Here is a 20,068-nt window from a genome sequence, read left to right as displayed (position 1 = left end):
GGCAATATTAGTGCGGTCCCGCGAACAACTGACCTGGGGAGACGACGTGCGCCTGACAGACCTGCGTGGCCGATCGGTGGCGGTCTGGGGAACCGGCAGGGAGGGCCGCGCCGCGGTGAACGCGATCGCCCCGCACGAGCCGGCCCGGCTGATCGCGGTGAACGACGGCGCCGGATACCTCGACGACCCCTGGGACGACCCGCGCGCGCCGCTGGCCGGCGGCGAGCACGCCTTCGCCGCCCTGGTCAGCGCCGACGTGGTGGTCCGCTCGCCGGGCGTGCCGTCCACCCACCCGTTCATGACCGAGTTGCGCGCCCGCGGGATCACCGTCACCGGCGGCAGCGCGCTCTGGATGGCCGACCACGCCGCGAAGACCGTCGGCGTCACCGGCAGCAAGGGCAAGAGCACCACCTCCAGCCTGATCAGCCACCTGCTGGCCGCGATCGGCCGGCCCAACGCGTACGGCGGGAACATCGGCGTCCCGCTGCTCGACCTCCCACCCGCCGAGCTGTACGTCCTGGAGCTCTCCAGCTACCAGTGCGCGGACCTGTCCGACTCGCCCCGGGTGGCCGTGGTCACCTCGCTCTTCCCGGAACACCTGGACGCCCACGGCGGTGAGCGCGAGTACTACCGTGACAAGCTCAACATCCTCGGCCACGGTCCGGATCTGATCGTGGTGAACGGCGCCGACGAGCGCCTGCGCGACGAGATCCGTGGCGTGATCGACCGCAACGGCTTCCCCCCGGTGCCCGCGGCCGCGGACGACTCCCGGTTCCGGGTCGAGGACGGCACGGTGTTCTGCAGCGACGAACCGCTGTTCGAGCGTGACGCGCTGCGGCTCAAGGGCAGGCACAACGAGCGGAACCTGTGTGTCGCCCTCGCCGTGCTGGACGGCATGGGCGTCGACGTGGTCGGCTCGCGGGCCGAGTTGGAGGCGGCCGTCCGGTCGTTCCAGGGCCTGCCGCACCGGCTCACCGAGATCGAGGACCCGTCGGGTGTGACGTTCGTCGACGACACCCTGTCGACGTCGCCGTACTCCGCGATGCATGCCATCGAGGCCTACGAGGGGCGCCCGCTCACCGTGTTGGTCGGGGGCACTGATCGCGGCCTTGACTACGCTCCGTTGCGAGATTTTCTCGCCTCGCGTGAACTCACAGTGATCGGGATGCCGGACAGCGGGCCGCGCATTCTGTCCGAATTGTCTGGGCTGTCGAAGATCACGACGGTTTCGTCGGAGGATCTCGCTGACGCTGTTCGGCTGGCTCGGGAGGTGACCCCGGCCGGTGGTGTCGTTCTGCTGTCGCCGGCGGCGCCGAGTTATGGGCGGTTCCGGAACTTCGAGCACCGGTCCGAGGCGTTCGCCGAGGCCATCCGGGAGACCGCCAAGTAGTCCGCGATCGTTCGGGGGCGGCCCGGGCGCGATCGGCCTCGGCCGCGACGCGCCTCGGTGACCGCCCCCTTGTCGTCGGCGCGTCCCGGCGGCGGTCCGGGTGCGCGCCGCTCGCTCGCGGTTCGTGTTGTCCGCTCGGCGCGCGACCGCAGTAAGAGAAAAATTTTGATCTTGTTTCCTGCGTGACGACGAGGTTTCGCGGAGTAGTGAGAATCGCCCCCTCGGTCGATGGGACCCTGCCTGATCGGCCCTGTGTCGACAGTCCGAACAGTTGATGGCAAAACGTGCCCAACTTGGACATGTGATGCGGGCCACGCTGTAAGGGTTATTTGCGGATCGATGGCTGCCATTCGGAGTCCGCGAAACACGCGTTCATCGGCCCAGGTCAGGTAACGGTTTGAAAACTTCGTCCACAGTCTTGACACAGGGGGGCGGTTAGTAAGAACTTTTACCGCGACAGTAAACAGTCCTTCCTGAAAGGGTGTCCGATGGCTGAGCCGGAGATGGACGGCACCGCGTCGACCGCGGTCGCCGACTCACCGGCCCGCGACCAGGCTGCCCCCAACGGGAGCGACCCGACGATGCGGGACCGGCTTGAGCAGGGCCGCTGGGTCCGCGGCGGCACGGACAACGGCCGTACCGAGAAAACTGAAAAAAGTGACCGGAACGGGAGCGACTCCATGGACCGCCCGGGTTCCGACGGGGTTCTGGTCCGGGTCCGGACGCTGCTGCCCGAGTTCACCGGAGCCCTGCAGCGCGTCGCCGAGCAGGTCCTCGCCGACCCCGCCGCCGCCTCCCGGGCCACCATCGTGGAGCTCGCCGAGCGCAGCGGCACCTCACCGGCGACCGTGACCCGGTTCTGCCGGGCGCTGGGGTTCGACGGCTACGCGGATCTGCGGCTGGGCATCGCCGCCGAGACCGGGCGCGCCCGGCTGGCCGGCTGGACGGTGGACATCGGCCGCGAGATTCAGCCCAATGACCCCCTGGAGCGGGTGCTCGGCCAGATCATGGCCGCCGACACCAGGGCCATGCACGACACCGCCTCGCTGCTGGACCTGGGCGAGGTGGAGCGGGCCGCGGTGGCGATCGCCGGCGCGGCACGGGTGAACATCTTCGGCGCCAGCGGAAGTGCGCTGGTCGGCGAGGAGATGCAGTTCAGTTTGCACCGCATCGGCATCCCGGTGTGGGCCTGGACCGACGTGCACAACGGTCTGGCCAGCGCCGCGCTGTCCCGGCCCGGCGACGTCGCGCTCGGGATCTCGCACAGTGGCGAGACCGGCGAGACGATCGAGCTGCTCGCCGAGGCGAGCAGCCGGGGCGCCACCACCATCGCGCTGACCAGCTTCCCCCGTTCCCCGCTGGCCGAGCTCGCCGACATCGTCCTGCTCACCGCCACCCAGGCGACCACCTTCCGGCCGGACGCGCTCTCCGCGCGGCATCCGCAGCTGGTGGTCCTCGATCTTCTGTACGTCGCCGTCGCGCAGCGAACCCACGAACGCTCGCACGCCGCCTTCCAGCGCACCGCTCAGGCGGTGCACGGCCACAAGGCGGCGAAAGACGCCTGAATCGCACCACCACCACCCTTTTTGAATGAAATCCCTTCGGGAGGAAAAGTGAAGCGCAAGATCGCGGTCGCCGCGGCGCTCGCTGCGACGCTGCTCGGCACCGCCGCGTGTGGTTCCAACAGTGACGACAAGGGCACCGCTTCGACCGACACCAAGGTCGACGGCACCGGCAAGACCATCAAGGTCTGGCTGATGGTGGACGCCCAGACATCCTGGAAGAACGTCGTCGACGACGCGACCAAGCGGTTCACCGCGGCGACCGGCGCCCAGGTGAACGTCGAGTACCAGCAGTGGGCCAACCACCTCACGAAGCTGGACGCGACGCTGGCCGGCTCGGACGTTCCGGACGTGGTCGAGCTCGGCAACACCGAGTTCTCGAAGTACGTCTTCAACGGTGGCTTCGCCGAGGTGAACAAGTCCGACTTCGAGAACTCCGACACCTGGCTCTCCGGCCTCTCCGGCGCCTGTGAGCTGGACGGCAAGACCTACTGCGTGCCCTACTACGCGGGTGCCCGGGTGCTGATCTACCGCACCGACCTCTTCAAGGCCGCCGGCATCACCGCCGCCCCGAAGACCTACGACGAGTTCCTCGCGGACGCCGAGAAGCTCCAGACCGGGGCGAAGGGCAACAGCAAGTTCGGCTCCTTCTACATGCCGGGCCAGTACTGGTACGCCGCGATGTCGTTCGTCAAGTCGACCGGTGGCGACATCGCCAAGAAGGACGGCGACAAGTGGGTCGGCCAGCTCTCGCAGCCGGCCTCCCAGCAGGGTCTGCAGCGCTGGGTCGACGCGGTCAAGAAGTACTCGAAGGCCGACGTCACCAAGAACGAGAACGACCAGGCCGGCATCTTCTCGCAGGGCCAGGCGGGCATGTTCTACGGCAACGCCTGGGAGCAGGGTGTGGCCGAGGAGGTCCGCAAGGACCCGAACGACCCCAACTCGCCGCTGGTCCCGACCAAGGTGAAGGGCAAGCTGGCCGCCGCGCCGCTGCCGGAGATCCCCTCCTTCCTCGGTGGCTCGAACCTGGGCGTGACCCAGAAGAGCGCCAACAAGGAGCTGGCCGCTCAGTGGATCAAGGCCTTCACCGACAGCACCTCGATGGCCGGTCTGGTCAAGGCGAACGCCCTGCCGAACGCGTCCTCGCTGATGGACAAGGCCGCCGCGGACAACCCGACGATCGCTCCGGCCGCCCTCGCCGCCAAGCAGAGCTGGTTCCCGCCGAACGCCGAGAAGTGGGCGGACGTCGAGAAGGGCAACGTCCTGCAGACCATGCTGACGGACGTGCTGACCGGTAAGAAGAGCGTCGCCGACGCCACCAAGTGGGCCGACGACCAGATCAACACCACCCTCAACGAGTCCTGACGACCAGGTGCCGCCCGCCCTGCCCGGGCGGGCGGTGCACCCCCTCGTGGAAGAGGACTAGCTGATGACCGCCGTCGACTCCCCGACGACCCGGCCGCAGGCGGCCGGTGGGGTCACCGTGCAGAAACCGGCCGCCCAGCGGCCGTCGCGGCGCCGTCGCCACGATGCTCTGGTGCCCTGGCTGCTCACGCTGCCCACCCTGCTGGTGCTGGCGCTGCTGCTGGGCCGCCCGCTGTACCGCATGATCGTGCTCTCCTTCCAGAACATGCGGCTGCGGGAGCTGCTCACCGGAGTCGCCCCGCCGTGGGTCGGCTTCGAGCAGTACCAGAAGGCGCTGACCGACTCGACGTTCTGGGGCGTGGTCGGGCGGACCGCCGCGTTCACTGTGGTCTCGGTGACCGTCTCGGTGCTGGCCGGGCTGGCCGTGGCGCTGCTGATGCGCCGGGTGCACCGCCGGGTCCGACTGGCCATGATGATCGCGATGATGTTCGTCTGGGCGCTGCCGCAGCTGGTCGCCGCGCAGGCCTTCGTCTGGCTGACCGACTCCGACTTCGGGGTGCTGAACTACCTGATCGACAAGATCCCCGGGGTCGACTACGCGAACCACAGCTGGTTCGTGAACCCGTGGCAGGGCTGGACGCTGATCACCGTGCTGGTGGTCTGGGCCGGCATCCCGTTCCTGGCGATCTCGCTCAGCGCCGGCCTCACCCAGGTGCCCAAGGAGCTGCTCGAAGCCGCCACGGTGGACGGCGCGACCGCCTGGCAGGCGCTGCGCAACATCACCCTGCCGATCCTGAAGCCGCTGCTGACCATCGTCACCACGCTGTCGGTGATCTGGAACTTCGGGCTCTTCACGCAGGTCTGGGTGTTCCGTTCCGGGCATCCGGAGCCGTACTTCCAGACGCTGGCGACGTACTCGTACACCCAGGCGTTCGGTCAGTCCCGGTACAGCTACGGGTCGGCGATCGCGGTGATCACGGTGCTGCTGATGCTCGGCGTGATGGTGTTCTACATCCGCCAGATGTTCAAGATCGGAGAGGTGGACTGATGGCCGCTCGTCAGGACGACGGCGTGCTGACCGTCGGACGCAGCCGCATCGGCACGATCTTCGCGAACACCGGCGGCGTGCTCTTCGCGCTCGTCATGATCTTCCCGGTGTACTGGGTGCTCAACACCGCGTTCAAGCCGCGCGACGAGGTGATGAGCTTCGAGCCGTACTTCCTTCCGGCCCACCCGACGCTGGACAACTTCGTGTCCGCGATCAAGGCGGAGAACTTCCTTTCCGGACTGGTCAACGGCCTGATCATCACCGGTTTGGCGGTGGCCGCGGCACTGGTCGTCGGCTTCCTCGCGGCTCTTGCGATCGCGCGCTTCAACTTCTATGGTCGCCGGGCGATCATCATGATCATCCTCTGTGTCCAGCTGGTGCCGCTGCTCGCCCTGCTCATCCCGCTCTTCCTGATGCTGCAGGGCTGGGAGCTCACCAACAGCCTGATCGGCGTCGCGCTGGTCTACCTGGTGCTGCTGCTGCCGTACACGGTCTGGACGCTGCGTGGCTTCATCGCCGGCATTCCGAAGGAGCTGGACGAGGCCGCCATGATCGACGGCTGCACCCGGCCGCAGGTGTTCTGGCGGATCATCCTGCCGCTCACCGGCCCCGGCCTGGTCGCCACCGCGGTCTACGGATTCATCCAGGCCTGGAATGAATTCATCATCATCAATACGCTCAACAGTCCGGCCAAGCAGAACCTGATGGCCTGGCTGTTGCAGAACCAAACCGAACGCGGTACCGCCTGGGGGCCCCTCATGGCCGGTGCGATCATCACTTCCCTACCTGTGGTGATCTTCTTCCTGTTGATCCAGCGGAACATCGCCACCGGGCTGACCGCCGGCGCAGTCAAGGGCTGATCCAAACCCTGTTACACCTGAAAGGACATCGATGTCTGAGATGACTAACTCTTCGCTGGACCGTCGTACCCTGCTCCGCCGCGCCGCCGCGGTGGGCCTGGTCGCGGCTCCCGGCGTGAGCTTCCTTAGCGCCTGTGCCGGCTCCGACGACAGCGGTGACACCAAGCAGGCGACCGGCACCAAGTCGGCCGACAACCCGCTGGGTATCGACCCGAAGGCCGGCGTCGAGATCGTGATCTTCGACGGTGGTCTCGGCACCAAGTACGCCACCGACGTCGACACCCCGCTCTTCAACAAGAAGTGGCCGGACGCGAAGATCACGTACTCGGCCACCCAGCAGGTCGCCACCACGATCAAGCCGCGGCTGAACGCGGGCTCCGCGCCCGACATGATCAACAACTCCGGCTCGGACATCATGGACTTCGGCGCCATCGTCAAGGCCGGCCAGGCGGCCGACCTGAGCGACCTGTTCGCCGCCCCGTCGCTGGACATCGCCGGCAAGACGGTCGCCGAGACCCTGGTCCCGGGCGCCGTCCAGCAGGGCACCTACGACGGCAAGCCGTTCGCGGTGAACTACTCCTTCACCGTCTTCGGCCTCTGGTACAACAAGAAGCTGTTCGACAAGAACAGCTGGACGCTCCCGACCACCTGGGCCGACTTCACCGCCCTGCTCGACAAGATCAAGGCGGCCGGCATCACGCCGTTCGGCTACGCGGGTGCCAACGCGCCGTACTACATGGTCCGCGCGATCATGACCAGCGCCGCGAAGATCGGCACCGAGCAGGTGCTGAAGGACATCGACAACCTGAAGCCGGGCGCCTGGACCAACGACGCCGTGCTGCAGGCCGCCAAGGCCTGGGGTGAGGTCGGCAACAAGTACATCGACAAGTCCTTCCTGGGCCTCAAGCACACCGAGGTCCAGCTGCAGCAGAACCAGGACAAGGTCGCCTTCTACCCGTGTGGCTCCTGGCTGGAGAACGAGCAGGCCGCCAGCACCCCGGCGACCTTCGAGTACGCCATGATGGCGTTCCCGAGCGTCACCACCGCGGACAAGCTGAAGGCGACCGCGATCAACGCCGCGGCCGGCGAGATCTACTTCGCGGCGGCCAAGAGCAAGAACCCGCAGGGTGGCAAGGAGTACCTGCGCACCATGCTCTCGAAGCAGGCGGCGCTGGAGTTCACCAAGCTCACCAAGTCGCTGACCGTGGTCGCCGGCGCCGCTGACGGCGTCGTGATCTCGCCCGGACTCACCAGCGCCAACGACGCTCTGGGCAAGGCCGGCCAGGAAGTCTTCATGGGCTACCTCTTCGACACCTGGTACAAGAAGCTGGACGACGCCTCCCGTGAGGCCGCGAACCAGCTGATGTTCAAGGGCGGCGACGCGAAGAAGTTCTGCGACACCATGGAGGCCGCCTCGCAGGCCGTCGCCAAGGACTCCTCGATCACCAAGTTCACCCGTTCCTGATCCGGTCTTCAACCCCTAGGTAGGCGTCATGCGGCACGGCAAGTACCCCTTCATCATCGGTTTCCTTGTCGTGCCGCTGGCGCTCTATCTGGTCTTCGTGGTCGGCGCCTACCTGCAGATGTTCCAGCTGTCCTTGACGGACTGGTCGGGCTTCGGCGGGTTCAACTACATCGGCGTCGACAACTTCGTGAAGCTGTGGGACGACCCGGTCTTCTGGGTCGCCCTGCGGCACAACATCTACATCCTGATCGCGATGCCGATCGTCACCATCGCGTTCGCCCTGTTCTTCGCGTTCCTGCTGAACGTCGGCGGCAAGAGCCGCGGTGGTGTCACCCAGGGTGTGTGGGGCTCCAAGGTCTACCGGGTCATCTTCTTCTTCCCGCAACTGCTGGCGCTCGCCATCGTCGCGGTCATCTTCGGCCGGGTGTTCGGTTCGGACCGCAGCGGCATGCTCAACGGTCTCTTCCCCGACTCGTGGTCGCCGTGGCTCTTCCTGGCCGACGAGCGCTGGGCGCTGGCCTGCATCGGGATCGTGCTGGTCTGGCAGCAGATCGGCTTCTACGTGGTGCTCTTCTCGGCCGGCATGGGCTCGATCGGGCAGGAGATCTACGAGGCGGCGGCGCTGGACGGCGCCACCAAGGTGACGCTGTTCTTCCGGATCACGCTGCCGCTGCTCTGGGACACGCTCCAGGTCGCCTGGGTCTACCTCGGCATCGCCGCGTTCGACTGCTTCGCCCTGGTCAACATCATGTCGGTGAACAAGGGCGGCCCGGACAACGCGACCCAGGTGCTGAGCTACCAGATCTACCTGAACGCCTTCCAGAACTCGCAGGCCGGTTACGCCTCCGCGATCGGCGTGGTGCTGTTCTTCCTGACCCTGACGTTCGCCGCGCTGACCCTGCGGGTCACCCGTCGCGACGCCGTCAACGCCTGACCCGCGGAGATCGAGATGACGAACCTGGTTACCGACCCGCCCGCGGTCGCCACCAAGCCCGCCCCCGTCGCCACCCGGGAGCGCCGGGTCAACCCGCTCAACGGCATGGCGCACATCGCCCTGCTGCTCTGGGCGCTGGCGACCGCCGGCCCGCTGATCTGGGTGCTGCTCGCCTCGTTCAAGAGCAACTCCGAGATCTTCCTGGGCAAGCCGTTCGCGCTGCCCGAGCACTTCTCGTTCAAGACGTACACCGACGCCTGGAGCGAGGCGCACATCGGGCAGTACTTCCTGAACAGCGTCTTCGTGGTCGCGATCAGCACGGCCGGCACCATGCTGCTGGGTTCGATGGCCGCGTACGTCCTGGCCCGCTACAAGTTCCCCGGCAACCGGGCGATCTACTACCTGTTCGTCTCCGGCCTGGCGTTTCCCACGTTCATGGCGCTCGCCCCGATCTTCGGCATCGTGAAGAGCATGGGCCTGCTGAACACGTTCACCGGCCTGATCCTGGTCTACATCGCCTACTCGCTGTCGTTCACCGTGTTCTTCCTGGTGGCGTTCTTCCGGACGCTGCCCGCCGAGATCGACGAGGCGGCGCTCGTGGACGGGGCCGGCCACCTGCGGCGGTTCTTCCAGATCATGATGCCGATGGCCAAGTCCGGCCTGATCAGCATCACGATCTTCAACATCGTCGGCCAGTGGAACCAGTACCTGCTGCCGGTCGTGATCATGCAGGGTGCCGGTTCCGACGCGAACTGGGTACTCACCCAGGGCATCGCGAACATCAGCGTCTCGGCCGGCTACCACGCCGAGTGGTCCACGCTGTTCGCCGCGCTGACCCTCTCCATCCTGCCGATGATCGTGGTCTACGGCATCTTCCAGCGGCAGATCCAGGCGGGTCTGACCGCGGGCGCGGTCAAGTAGGACCCTCGGCCGTACGACCTACGGACCGATGACGGGCCGGGCGCACCACCTCACCGGGGTGGCGGCCCGGCCCGTACCCGTTCTCACCGGCGGCGTGGTCCCGGGGAAAACTGTCACACCCCCGGGTGACAATGCTGATCATGCTGGTGGCGGCGGTTCAGGATGCGGAGGGCCGGGGCGGACGCCTCGTGGAGATGCCCGCCGGCGTCCCGTCGCGTCCCGTCGCCGACCTCGCCACCGCGATCGCCGAGCGGGAGGCGGCGGATCAGCCACGCTGGATCTGGCCGGCCACCACCGACATCTATCCCGCGCTGCTGCGCGCCGGCGTCCGGGTCGCGCGCTGCCATGACCTGGAGCTGACCGAGGCGCTGCTCTCCGGGCACGCCGGGCGCTGGGGCGAGCCACGGGGGCTCGCCGCGGCCCGGGCCCGGCTGCACGGCCTCCCGGTCCATCCCGACCCGCCACGCTCGGAGCCCGCGCCCCCGGGCTTCGCCCAGGGTGCGCTCTTCGAAACCGCCGGCCCGCCGCCCGCCGCCGGCTTCGACGCCGAACAGGCGATCATCGAGGTGTACGCGGATCAGCAGCGCCGCCTCGCCGGGACCGAACACCCCGGCCGCTTCCGGACGCTCGTCGCCGCCGAGTCGGCCGGCGCCCTGGTCGCCGCCGAGATGGGCCACACCGGCCTGCCCTGGCGCGCCGACGTGCACGACCGGCTGCTGCGCGAGCTGCTCGGCCCGCCCCAGCCGGTCGGCCCGCCGCGCCGCCTCGCCGAGCTGACCGCGGAGATCAACGCGGCGTTCGGCACCCACAACCTGCACCCCGACCTGCCGGCCGAGGTGGTCCGCGCCTTCGCCCGGGCCGGCATCCAGATCCCGAACACGCGGCGCTGGGTGCTGCGCGAGATCGACCACCCGGCGGTCGCCCCGCTGCTCGAGTTCAAGGAGCTCTACCGGCTCTGGACGGCGAACGGCTGGACCTGGCTCGACTCCTGGGTCCGCGACGGGCGCTTCCACCCGGAGTACGTGCCGGGCGGCGTCGTCTCCGGCCGCTGGGGCGCCCGGGGCGGCGGCGCGCTGCAGGTTCCCAAGGTGATCCGCCGGGCGGTGATCGCCGACCCCGGCTGGACGTTCGTGGTCGCCGACGCCGGGCAGCTCGAGCCCCGGATCCTGGCCGCGGTCTCCGGCGACGACCGGCTGGCCCGGGCCGCCGCCGCGGGTGACCTCTACGCCGCGCTGGCCCGGGACTCGTTCGCCGGCGACCGGGCCAAGGCCAAGATCGCCCTGATCGGCGCGATGTACGGGCAGACCGGGGGTGACGCGCTCCCGGCCCTGGCCGTGCTCCGCCGGCACTACCCGACCGCCTTCGACTACGTGGAGCAGGCCGCCCGGACGGGGGAGAACGGCGGGCTCGTCCGCTCCTGGCTCGGCCGCACCTGTCCACCGGCCGCCGGCCCGGCCCGCGACGCCGGGCTGGATCCACCCGATGAGGTGGCTCCACCACCCGGACGGGCGAGGGGGCGATTCACCCGGAACTTCGTGATCCAGGCCACCGCCGCCGAGTGGGCGCTGATCCTGCTCGCCACCCTCCGGACCGCGCTGGCCGGCACGCGGGCCGAGCTGGTCGCGTTCGTGCACGACGAGGTGGTCGTGCACTGCCCAGCTGACCAGGCAGAACAGGTTTCCGAAGCGGTTCGCGAGTGCGCCACCAGGGCCGGACGGATGCTTTTCGGCGCCACCGAGGTGCGGTTCCCGCTGGACGTCTCAGTGGTTGGTTCCTACGCGGATGCCAAGTGAGGGAGTGGGTAAAGTTGGGGGTCCGGCCGAGAGGCGCTGCAGCGGGGCCACCCGTCACGCTCGACCGGTGATCCACCCGCGAACAAGGGCGCCTCCGACTCTCTCGGAGGTGTATCCCGTGACGCAAACCGTCACCAAGCTGCGCGAACTGCTCGCCGAGCGGGTTCTGGTCCTCGACGGCGCCTGGGGCACCATGCTGCAGGGCGCCCGGCTGACCCCGGCCGACTACCGCGGCGACCTGATCCCCGCGGATCACCCGAAGGACGTCACCGGCGACCCCGACCTGCTGATCCTGACCCGGCCGGACGTCATCCTCGACGTCCACCGGCAGTACCTGGCGGCCGGCGCCGACATCACCACCACCAACACCTTCACCGCGACCAGCATCGCCCAGGCCGACTACGGTCTGGAGCACCTGGTGCGCGAGATGAACATCCAGGGGGCGCGGCTCGCCCGGCAGGCCGCCGACGAGGCCGGCGGCCGGTTCGTCGCCGGCTCGATCGGCCCGCTCAACGTGACCCTCTCGCTCTCGCCCAAGGTCGACGACCCGGCGTACCGCGCGGTGACGTACGACCAGGTCAAGGCGGCGTACGCGGAGCAGATCCAGGCCCTCGACGAGGGCGGCGTCGACCTGCTGATGATCGAGACGATCTTCGACACGCTGAACGCCAAGGCGGCGATCGCGGCGGCCCGGGAGGTCGCGCCGCACCTGCCGCTGTGGATCTCGGTCACCATCGTCGACCTCTCCGGCCGGACCCTCTCCGGCCAGACCGTCGAAGCCTTCTGGCGCTCCATCGAGCGGGCCGAGCCGCTGGTCGTCGGTGTGAACTGCGCGCTCGGTGCGGCCGAGGCCCGCCCGCACGTGGCCGAGCTGGCCCGCCTGTCGAACACCTTCGTCGCCTCCCACCCGAACGCCGGTCTGCCCAACGCGTTCGGCGGCTACGACCAGACCCCGGCGGAGACCGCCGGCCTGATCCGCGAGTTCGCCGAATCCGGCCTGGTCAACATCGTCGGCGGCTGCTGCGGCACCACGCCCCCGCACATCGCGGCGATCGCCCAGGCGGTCCAGGGGGTCGCGCCCCGCCGGATCGACCCGCCCGCGCCGACCACCCGGTTCAGCGGGCTGGAGCCGTTCGAGATCGGCCCGGACACCGGCTTCGTCATGATCGGCGAGCGCACGAACGTGACCGGCTCGGCCAAGTTCCGCCGGCTGATCGAGGCCGACGACCACCAGGCCGCCGTCGACGTGGCCCTCGACCAGGTCCGCGGCGGCGCCAACCTGCTCGACGTGAACATGGACGCCGACCTGCTCGACAGCGAGCAGGCCATGGTCACGTTCCTGAACCTGATCGCGACCGAGCCCGAGGTGGCCCGGATCCCGATCATGATCGACAGTTCGAAGTGGAACGTGCTCGAGGCCGGCCTCAAGTGCGTGCAGGGCAAGGGCGTGGTCAACTCGATCAGCCTGAAGGAGGGCCCGGAGCTCTTCCTGGAGCAGGCCCGCCGGATCCGTGCCTTCGGTGCCGGCGCCGTGGTGATGGCCTTCGACGAGCAGGGCCAGGCCGACACCACCGAGCGCAAGGTCGAGATCTGTGCCCGCGCCTACGACCTGCTCGTCGGGGACGGGTTCGACCCCACCGACATCATCTTCGACCCGAACGTGCTCGCCGTCGCCACCGGTATCGCCGAGCACAACGGGTACGCGAAGAACTTCATCGAGGCGCTGCCGCTGATCAAGGAGCGTTGCCCGGGCGCCCGCACCAGCGGTGGCATCTCCAACCTCTCCTTCGCGTTCCGCGGCAACGACATCGTCCGTGAGGCGATGCACTCGGCGTTCCTGTTCCACGCCGTCAAGGCCGGTCTGGACATGGGCATCGTCAACGCCGGCCAGCTCGCGGTCTACCAGGACATCCCGGCCGACCTGCTGGAACTGGTCGAGGACGTGATCTTCGACCGGCGCGAGGACGCTACCGACCGCCTGGTCACCTTCGCCTCCACGGTCACCGGCAGCGGTGCCAAGCGCGAGATCGACCTCTCCTGGCGCGAGACGACCGTCGAGGAGCGGCTCAGCCACGCGCTGGTGCACGGCATCGTCGACTTCATCGAGGCGGACACCGAGGAGGCCCGGCAGAAGCTGCCCCGGCCGCTCGACGTCATCGAGGGCCCGCTGATGGACGGCATGGGCATCGTCGGCGACCTGTTCGGCTCCGGCAAGATGTTCCTGCCCCAGGTGGTCAAGAGCGCCCGGGTGATGAAGCGCTCGGTCGCCTACCTGCTGCCGTACATGGAGAAGGACAAGGCCGAGGGTGCCCGCGGCCAGGGCAAGGTCGTGCTCGCCACGGTCAAGGGCGACGTCCACGACATCGGCAAGAACATCGTCGGCGTCGTGCTCGGCTGCAACAACTACGAGGTGATCGACCTCGGCGTGATGGTGCCGACCGCGAAGATCCTGGACACCGCGATCGCCGAGGGCGCCGACGTGATCGGCCTGTCCGGGCTGATCACCCCGTCGCTGGACGAGATGGTCGCGGTCGGCGCCGAGATGCAGCGGCGCGGCATCAAGCTGCCGCTGCTGATCGGCGGGGCGACCACCTCCAAGCAGCACACCGCGGTACGGATCGCGCCGGCGTACGACGGCCCCACCGTCCACGTCCTCGACGCGTCCCGGGTCGTCGGCGTCGTCTCCGATCTGCTCGACGCCGACCGTTCGGTAAAGCTGGACGAGGCCAACCGCGCCGAGCAGGAGCGGCTGCGCGAGCAGCACGAGAAGCGGCACGCCCAGCCGCTGCTCACCCTCGCCCAGGCGCGCGCCAACCGGGAGCCGGTCGACTTCGCCGACCTGCCCGTCCCGACCTTCACCGGCGTACGCGAGGTGCAGCCGACCATCGCCGAGCTGCGTGAGCTGATCGACTGGCAGTTCCTCTTCCTGGCCTGGGAGCTGAAGGGCAAGTACCCGGCGATCCTGAAGGAGCCGGTCGCCAAGGAGCTCTTCGACGACGCCAACACCATGCTCGACAAGATCATCGCGGACGGCTCGTTCCAGGCCCGCGGCCTGTACGGCTTCTGGCCGGCCCACGCGGAGGGCGACGACATCGTCCTGGAGAACGGCCGGAGCTTCCCGATGCTGCGTCAGCAGACCGAGAAGCCGGCCGGACGCGCCAACCGCTGCCTCGCCGACTACATCGCGCCCTTGCCTTCCCGCGGGGAAAACCCGGACGAAAACCAACGGGGGAGCGATCACCTGGGCGGATTCGCAGTAGCGATCCACGGAGCCGAGAAGCTGGCCGCGAAGTACGAGGCGGAGCACGACGACTACCGCGCCATCATGGTCAAGGCGCTGGCCGACCGGCTGGCCGAGGCGTTCGCCGAGTATTTGCACCTCAAGGCCCGTCGCGAGTGGTTCGAGCCGGACGCGAAGCCGAAGCTGGCGGATCTGCACGCCGAGCGGTTCCGTGGCATCCGCCCCGCGCTGGGCTACCCCGCCTGCCCCGACCACAGCGAGAAGAGGGACCTGTTCCAGCTGCTCGACACCGGCCGGATCGGCGTCGCCCTGACCGAGTCCTTCGCCATGATGCCGGCCGCCGCGGTCAGCGGCCTGATCTTCGCCCACCCCGAGTCGAAGTACTTCACCGTCGGCCGGCTGGGTAAGGATCAGGTCGAGGACTACGCCGCCCGGCGTGGCGTGCCGGTGTCCGAGGTGGAACGCTGGCTGCGGCCGAACCTGGCCTACTCGATCGACTGACGGGAGAGCCCGGGGATGGTCCCGATCGTGGTGATGGGGGTCGCCGGCTGCGGCAAGAGCACGGTCGGCAAGGCGCTGGCCGACCGGCTCGAGGTGCCGTACGCGGAGGCCGACGACTTCCACCCACCGTCCAACGTGTCCAAGATGCACGGCGGTGAGGCGCTCACCGACGCCGACCGCGAGCCGTGGCTGGCGGCGATCGCCGGCCGGATCGGGACGGCGGCGGGGCGGGGGCTGGTGGTGTCCTGCTCCGCGCTCAAGCGGGTCTACCGCGACGTGCTGCGCGGCGGCGACCCGGGTGCGTTCTTCGTCCACCTGGTGCTGACCCCGGAGGTCGCGACCGCCCGGGTGAACGGGCGGTCCGGCCACTTCATGCCGAGCACCCTGGTCGCGTCGCAGTTCGCCGTCCTGGAGCCGCTGGGCGTGGACGAGAACGGGATCGGCGTGGACGCGACGCTGCCCCTCGACAGGATCGTCGAGAAGGTGCTGAGCCGCCTCTGAGCCGCCCTGCAGGCACGTCCGGGCGCTGGACGCCCGGACGTGCGTGGGCTACTTGGACGCCCAGATGTCCAGGTTCAGGCGCTCCAGGAGGACCGGCGCGAACAGGCCGACGAGCGACACCAGGGAGATCACCGTGAAGGCGGTGCTCAGGATGACCGTCTCGGTCTTGCCGCCGACCTTCACCGCGAACCGGTTCGGGATGCCGATCATCCGCCACATCCGGCCACGCCCGGTCGGGATCGGCCAGAAGATCGGCACGCCGTTCTTGGTGATCATGTCGCCGAGCAGGTGCACCACACAGCCGGCGCCGACCGCGAAACCGAGCAGCGGATAGCCCCGGTCGCCGGGCAGGTTGACCGCGGTGAACCAGGCGATGGCGGCCGCGGCGAGCGTGACGATCAGCCAGCCGGCCTTCTCCGCCCACTTCTCGAACAGGCCGCGCAGCGCCAGGCCGGCCATGAAGAAGATGATGCCGACCACCGCCCACTTGCCGTAGTGCGCGGCGAGCTCGGTGGTGCCCCAGCCGATCAGTGCCGCGAACGGCAGGGTGTGCGTGAAGGTCCGGTGCCCGTGGTCCCGCTTCGGGTCCTTGCTCTGCCGGGTCGCCGTGTAGATCCCCAGCGAGATCTTCTCGATCACCTCGGCCACGAAGAGCGAGATGACCCCGAAGGTACGGGCGACCGTGGCGCCACCCTGGTTGGTGGTCACCTTGCCGGACAGGTCGAAGTCGGGCAGCAGCGCGCCGCCGGCGGCCATCGCGGTGCCCACGCCGATCATCAGCGGCGTCTGGTGATAGTCAGCGAACTGGTCGAGCGCCCAGCTGCCGGCCAGCCAGGCGGCCGCCCCCGACAGTGCGTGCGACGGACCCATCATGTGCGTCGTCCCTCCCCGAACAAACTGCGACACTCTCGCAGAGCGGGGAGCGAAGATCAACGACCGGCACGTCCACAGCGGAGTGGAGTCGGCCACCCGACAGTCGTCCATCAGTGGCGCAGGTGCGCCGTGTGCGTGTAGCGAAGCTCGTAGTGGCCCCAGCGGGCGTGCCGGATCAGGCCCATCACCAGGAAGAACAGCGGGATGGCCGGCCAGAACCAGTGCGCGCCGGAGAGCAGCCAGAGCGCGGTCAGCACCCCGGCGGCGATCATGACGAAGCTGCCGTGCCGCTGCAACGACCGGCGTGTCGCGGCGCGCCGGTGTGGCATGCGGGCCAGCGCCTGCCGGCCGCCGTGCGGCAGGTCCCGGGTCAGCTGATCCAACTCGTCGCGGTACTTCGCGGCGTATGCGCCGGCCAGGCGTTCCTCACCCTCGTCCAGGCTGAGACGGCCCTCGGCCATCGCGGCGCGCACGATCTCGGCGATCTCCTCGCGTTCGGTGTCGGAGGTCCGCAGCCGGGCCGGCTCGGGCCTGGTGACTTGTTCGGGATGCACGATGTCCTCCTCGGCGGGTTCCTGCAATCCAGGGTCGCCGCCGGCCGGCGGCGGCGCGTCGGCCCGGGGAAGCATCCGGGCGAGGTGGGCCGGGGCCGTGGGATCTCTTCGGGTACGACCGTGGGAGTAGCCGGGACCCCGGAGGTACGTCCATGGGCGTATGCCGAGATCCGGTCCGTGGACCGATGCCCGCCCGGGCCGTCGTGACGTAGTTTCGGCAGCATGAGGGAGCGTGGCCGGGATCGAGGGCGGCGGCCGGACGGCGGCCGTGACGGCTGGTGCCCGTTCCCCGGGGATCCCGCCCGCCCGGACGGATCGGCCGGCTGGACCTCGGAGCCCGGCTCCGCGGCGCCGGGGTCGCCGACCGGCGAAGCGGCCGACGATTGGCGCGACGAGCCGTGGCGGGACGGGCCGGAGCGGGACTGGCCGCACTGGCGGCGCCGGATACGGCAGGCGCACGGTGGCTGGCCGTCCGGCGTCGTGATCGCGACCACGTTCATCCAGATGGTCGGCATGAACAACCTGTCCGCGCACGGCAGGCTGTACCGGCCGTGGGACAACTTCACCACGCTCCTGCTGCTGATCGGGCCGGTCGCGCTGCTCTGGCGGCGGCGTGCGCCGCTCTCCGTCTTCGCGGTCGCCTCGGTCGCCTCGATCGTGCTCGCCACCCAGGCCGCGCCCTATGTGGCCTACGCCGCGGCGCCCGCCGTCGCGCTCTACTCGCTCGCACGCGAGGGCCGCCGCCAGGCCTCGCTGATCGGCGCCGCCACCGCCTGGGCCGCCTGGCTCGGCGTCACCCTGGGCCTGGCCGGGCCGCTCGGCCTCGACCCCGGGGTGCAGCCGAAAACCGGCCAGGCCTGTTTCGCCGCCGCCGGGCTCGGCCTGATGATCCTGCTGGGCGCCGCCGCCCGGATGCGCGCCGAGAACTACGCCGAGCAGGCGCGGACCCGCACCGAGCAGGCCCGGACACGCGCCGAGCAGGAGCGCCGGCAGGCCTCCGAGGAGCGGTTGCGGATCGCGAGAGAGCTGCACGACGTGCTCGGCCATCACCTGTCGCTGATCAACGTGCAGGCCGGCGTGGGTCTGCACCTGATGGACCAGCGGCCGGAGCAGGCGCGCGAGGCGCTGGCCGCGATCAAGAGCGCGAGCGCGGAGGCGTTGCGCGAGGTCCGGTCCGTTCTGGGGGTGCTGCGGACCGAAGGGGAGGCCGCGCCCCGGCAGCCGACGCTCGGCCTGAACCGGTTGCAGGAGTTGACCGAGGCTGCGGGGATCCCGGTGCGCACCACGGTCACCGGGGAGCCGCGCGAGCTGCCGGCCGAGGTGGACCGGGCGGCGTATCGGATCGTGCAGGAGGCGCTGACCAACGTACGCCGGCATGCCGGACCGCAGCCCGAGGCGGACGTCGCGGTGGGCTATCTGCCGACCGCCCTGTACCTGTCGATCCGTAACGGTGGGCCGGTGACGGCGGAGCCGCCGTCTCCGCTCCCCGACGGTGAGCGAGGCAGTGGGATCACCGGGATGCGCGCCCGCGCGGAGAGTCTCGGCGGCCGGCTGGAGGCGGGGCGCCCGCCGACCGGCGGCTTCCTGGTCACCGTGATCCTCCCGACGCGGCAGCCGGCCAACGGCACGACGTCCCAGGCTTCCGGCGCTCCGCCACCTTCCCCCGGCGAGAACGGCGCCGCGCGGCGAGAGCCAAGGGAGAACTGCGCCGCACGGCAGGAGCCGGACAACGACGGCGCTGCGCGGCGGGGGCCGGGGGAGAGCGGTGCCGTGCGGCGGGAGTCGGAGAACGATGGCGCTGCACGGGGAGAGCCGGGGAACGACGGTGCTGCGCGGCGGGAGCCGGAGAACGACGGCGCTGCGCGGCGGGAGCCGGAGAACGACGGTGCTGCGCGGCGGGGGCCGGGGGAGAGCGGTGCTGCGCGGCGGGAGTCGGAGAACGACGGTGCCGCACGGGGAGAGCCGGGGAATAACGGTGCCGTGTTGCGGGAGCCGGAGGAGAGCGGCGCCGCGCGGCGGGAGTCGGGGAACGACGGTGCCGTGCGGTGGGAGCCAGGGGAGGACTGCGGCGTGGGGCGGGAGCCGGAGCAGCACGGTTGTGTGCGGCGGGAGCCGGAGCGGGACGGTGCCGAGGAGAGCGCGGAGGATCGTGTGACGTCTGAGGGGGAACGATGATCTCGGTGGTGCTGGCCGACGACCAGGCGCTGGTGCGGGCGGGCTTCCGGGCCCTGCTCGACGCTGAACCGGACATAAGGGTGGTCGGCGAGGCTGCGGACGGCGTGCAGGCGGTCACCATGGTTCGCGCGACCCAGCCGGATGTGGTGCTGATGGACATTCGGATGCCCGGCGTCGACGGGCTCGAGGCGACCAAGCGGATCGCGGCCGATCCGGTCTGCGAGGGTACCCGGGTGGTCATCCTGACCACCTTCGAGCTGGACGAGTACGTCTTCGAGGCGCTGCGCATCGGTGCCTCCGGCTTCCTGGTCAAGGACACCGAACCGGTCGAGTTGCTGCGCGGTGTGCGCGCGGTGGCCGCCGGCGACGCGCTGCTCTCGCCGAGCGTGACCCGCCGGGTGATCGGGGAGTTCGTCGGGTCGGGTGCTGCCCGGCGACCAGAGCCGCCGCGGGGGCTGGACCAGCTCACCGACCGCGAGCGCGAGGTGATGGCGCTGGTCGCCGAGGGACTCTCCAACGACGAGATCGCGACTCGCCTGGTGATCAGCCCCGCTACGGCGAAGACCCACGTCAGCCGCACCATGATCAAGCTTGGTGCCCGGGACCGCGCCCAGTTGGTCGTCCACGCATACGAAGCGGGTCTCATCCGCCCCGGCTGGCTCGCATGACTCCCGGCTGACCCCTCGGGCCGCGCCGCGCGGCCCCGCCCTCGGGCCGTCGCCGTGCGATGCCTACCTCGGGCCGTTGCCGCGGGCCCCGACCTCGGGCTGTCGGCGCGTGGTGGGGATCTCGGGTGTTGGCGGGTGGTGCTGGCCTCGGGTTGTTGCCGTGCGATGCCTATCTCGGGCTGTTGCCGCGTGGTGCTGGCCTTGGGCTGTTGCCGCG

The 20,068-nt window shown here is 69.7% G+C and carries 15 protein-coding genes; 13 read left to right on the top strand and 2 right to left on the bottom strand.

Annotated elements, in window-relative coordinates; genetic code table 11:
- Positions 1-46: 46 nt before the first annotated feature.
- The 11 genes from murD (at position 47) to CHC09_RS06915 (ending at position 15,581) form a co-directional block, all read left to right on the top strand.
- On the top strand, positions 47-1,390 hold the full coding sequence (gene murD / locus CHC09_RS06965) for a UDP-N-acetylmuramoyl-L-alanine--D-glutamate ligase (protein ID WP_089292624.1): 1,344 nt from the start codon (positions 47-49) through the stop codon (positions 1,388-1,390).
- Between the two features lie 488 nt (positions 1,391-1,878).
- Complete coding sequence (locus tag CHC09_RS06960; RefSeq protein ID WP_373871892.1) at positions 1,879-2,955, top strand: MurR/RpiR family transcriptional regulator; 1,077 nt, start codon at positions 1,879-1,881, stop codon at positions 2,953-2,955.
- Positions 2,956-3,003: 48 nt separating this feature from the next.
- A complete protein-coding gene (locus tag CHC09_RS06955; RefSeq protein WP_089292145.1) occupies positions 3,004-4,317 on the top strand; it encodes an extracellular solute-binding protein in 1,314 nt (437 codons plus the stop codon).
- Between the two features lie 64 nt (positions 4,318-4,381).
- Positions 4,382-5,365, top strand: coding sequence for a carbohydrate ABC transporter permease (locus CHC09_RS06950; protein ID WP_089292144.1), 984 nt, complete (start codon positions 4,382-4,384; stop codon positions 5,363-5,365).
- Complete coding sequence (locus CHC09_RS06945) at positions 5,365-6,225, top strand: carbohydrate ABC transporter permease (RefSeq protein WP_089292143.1); 861 nt, start codon at positions 5,365-5,367, stop codon at positions 6,223-6,225. Before CHC09_RS06950 ends, CHC09_RS06945 begins: the two co-directional genes overlap by 1 nt.
- Positions 6,226-6,256: 31 nt before the next feature.
- Positions 6,257-7,690: an N-acetylglucosamine/diacetylchitobiose ABC transporter substrate-binding protein gene (gene ngcE / locus CHC09_RS06940; RefSeq protein WP_089292142.1), complete on the top strand. Its 1,434-nt coding sequence runs from the start codon at positions 6,257-6,259 to the stop codon at positions 7,688-7,690.
- Between the two features lie 28 nt (positions 7,691-7,718).
- Positions 7,719-8,624, top strand: a complete 906-nt coding sequence (locus CHC09_RS06935) for a carbohydrate ABC transporter permease (protein ID WP_089292141.1) — start codon at positions 7,719-7,721, stop codon at positions 8,622-8,624.
- 15 nt (positions 8,625-8,639) lie between these two features.
- Entirely contained in the window at positions 8,640-9,545 is a 906-nt protein-coding gene (locus CHC09_RS06930; protein ID WP_089292140.1) for a carbohydrate ABC transporter permease, read from the top strand.
- Between the two features lie 110 nt (positions 9,546-9,655).
- Entirely contained in the window at positions 9,656-11,338 is a 1,683-nt protein-coding gene (locus CHC09_RS06925) for a bifunctional 3'-5' exonuclease/DNA polymerase (protein WP_179277001.1), read from the top strand.
- 118 nt (positions 11,339-11,456) lie between these two features.
- Positions 11,457-15,080, top strand: a complete 3,624-nt coding sequence (gene metH / locus CHC09_RS06920) for a methionine synthase (protein WP_089292621.1) — start codon at positions 11,457-11,459, stop codon at positions 15,078-15,080.
- A gap of 15 nt (positions 15,081-15,095) precedes the next feature.
- Positions 15,096-15,581 carry a gluconokinase gene (locus CHC09_RS06915; RefSeq protein WP_089292139.1) on the top strand — a complete coding sequence of 162 codons (486 nt, stop codon included), beginning with the start codon at positions 15,096-15,098 and terminating at the stop codon, positions 15,579-15,581.
- A gap of 48 nt (positions 15,582-15,629) precedes the next feature.
- On the opposite strand, the gene CHC09_RS06910 is transcribed toward CHC09_RS06915, so the two are convergent.
- Both CHC09_RS06910 and CHC09_RS06905 read right to left on the bottom strand, forming a co-directional pair.
- The gene (locus CHC09_RS06910; RefSeq protein WP_089292138.1) at positions 15,630-16,454 is read right to left on the bottom strand and encodes a metal-dependent hydrolase; all 825 of its coding nucleotides are present in this window, start codon (positions 16,452-16,454) and stop codon (positions 15,630-15,632) included.
- A 110-nt stretch (positions 16,455-16,564) separates the two neighbouring features.
- Positions 16,565-17,008 carry a DUF1707 SHOCT-like domain-containing protein gene (locus tag CHC09_RS06905; protein WP_239138182.1) on the bottom strand — a complete coding sequence of 148 codons (444 nt, stop codon included), beginning with the start codon at positions 17,006-17,008 and terminating at the stop codon, positions 16,565-16,567.
- A gap of 222 nt (positions 17,009-17,230) precedes the next feature.
- On the opposite strand from CHC09_RS06905, the gene CHC09_RS06900 reads away from it, so the two are divergent.
- On the top strand, positions 17,231-19,183 hold the full coding sequence (locus tag CHC09_RS06900; protein WP_239138183.1) for a histidine kinase: 1,953 nt from the start codon (positions 17,231-17,233) through the stop codon (positions 19,181-19,183).
- The gene (locus tag CHC09_RS06895; protein WP_089292136.1) at positions 19,180-19,851 is read left to right on the top strand and encodes a response regulator; all 672 of its coding nucleotides are present in this window, start codon (positions 19,180-19,182) and stop codon (positions 19,849-19,851) included. Before CHC09_RS06900 ends, CHC09_RS06895 begins: the two co-directional genes overlap by 4 nt.
- Positions 19,852-20,068: the final 217 nt, after the last annotated feature.

It is taken from the genome of Actinoplanes regularis, assembly GCF_900188005.1.
GTDB lineage: Bacteria > Actinomycetota > Actinomycetes > Mycobacteriales > Micromonosporaceae > Actinoplanes > Actinoplanes regularis.
This window is presented reverse-complemented; position numbering and strand designations above follow the sequence as displayed.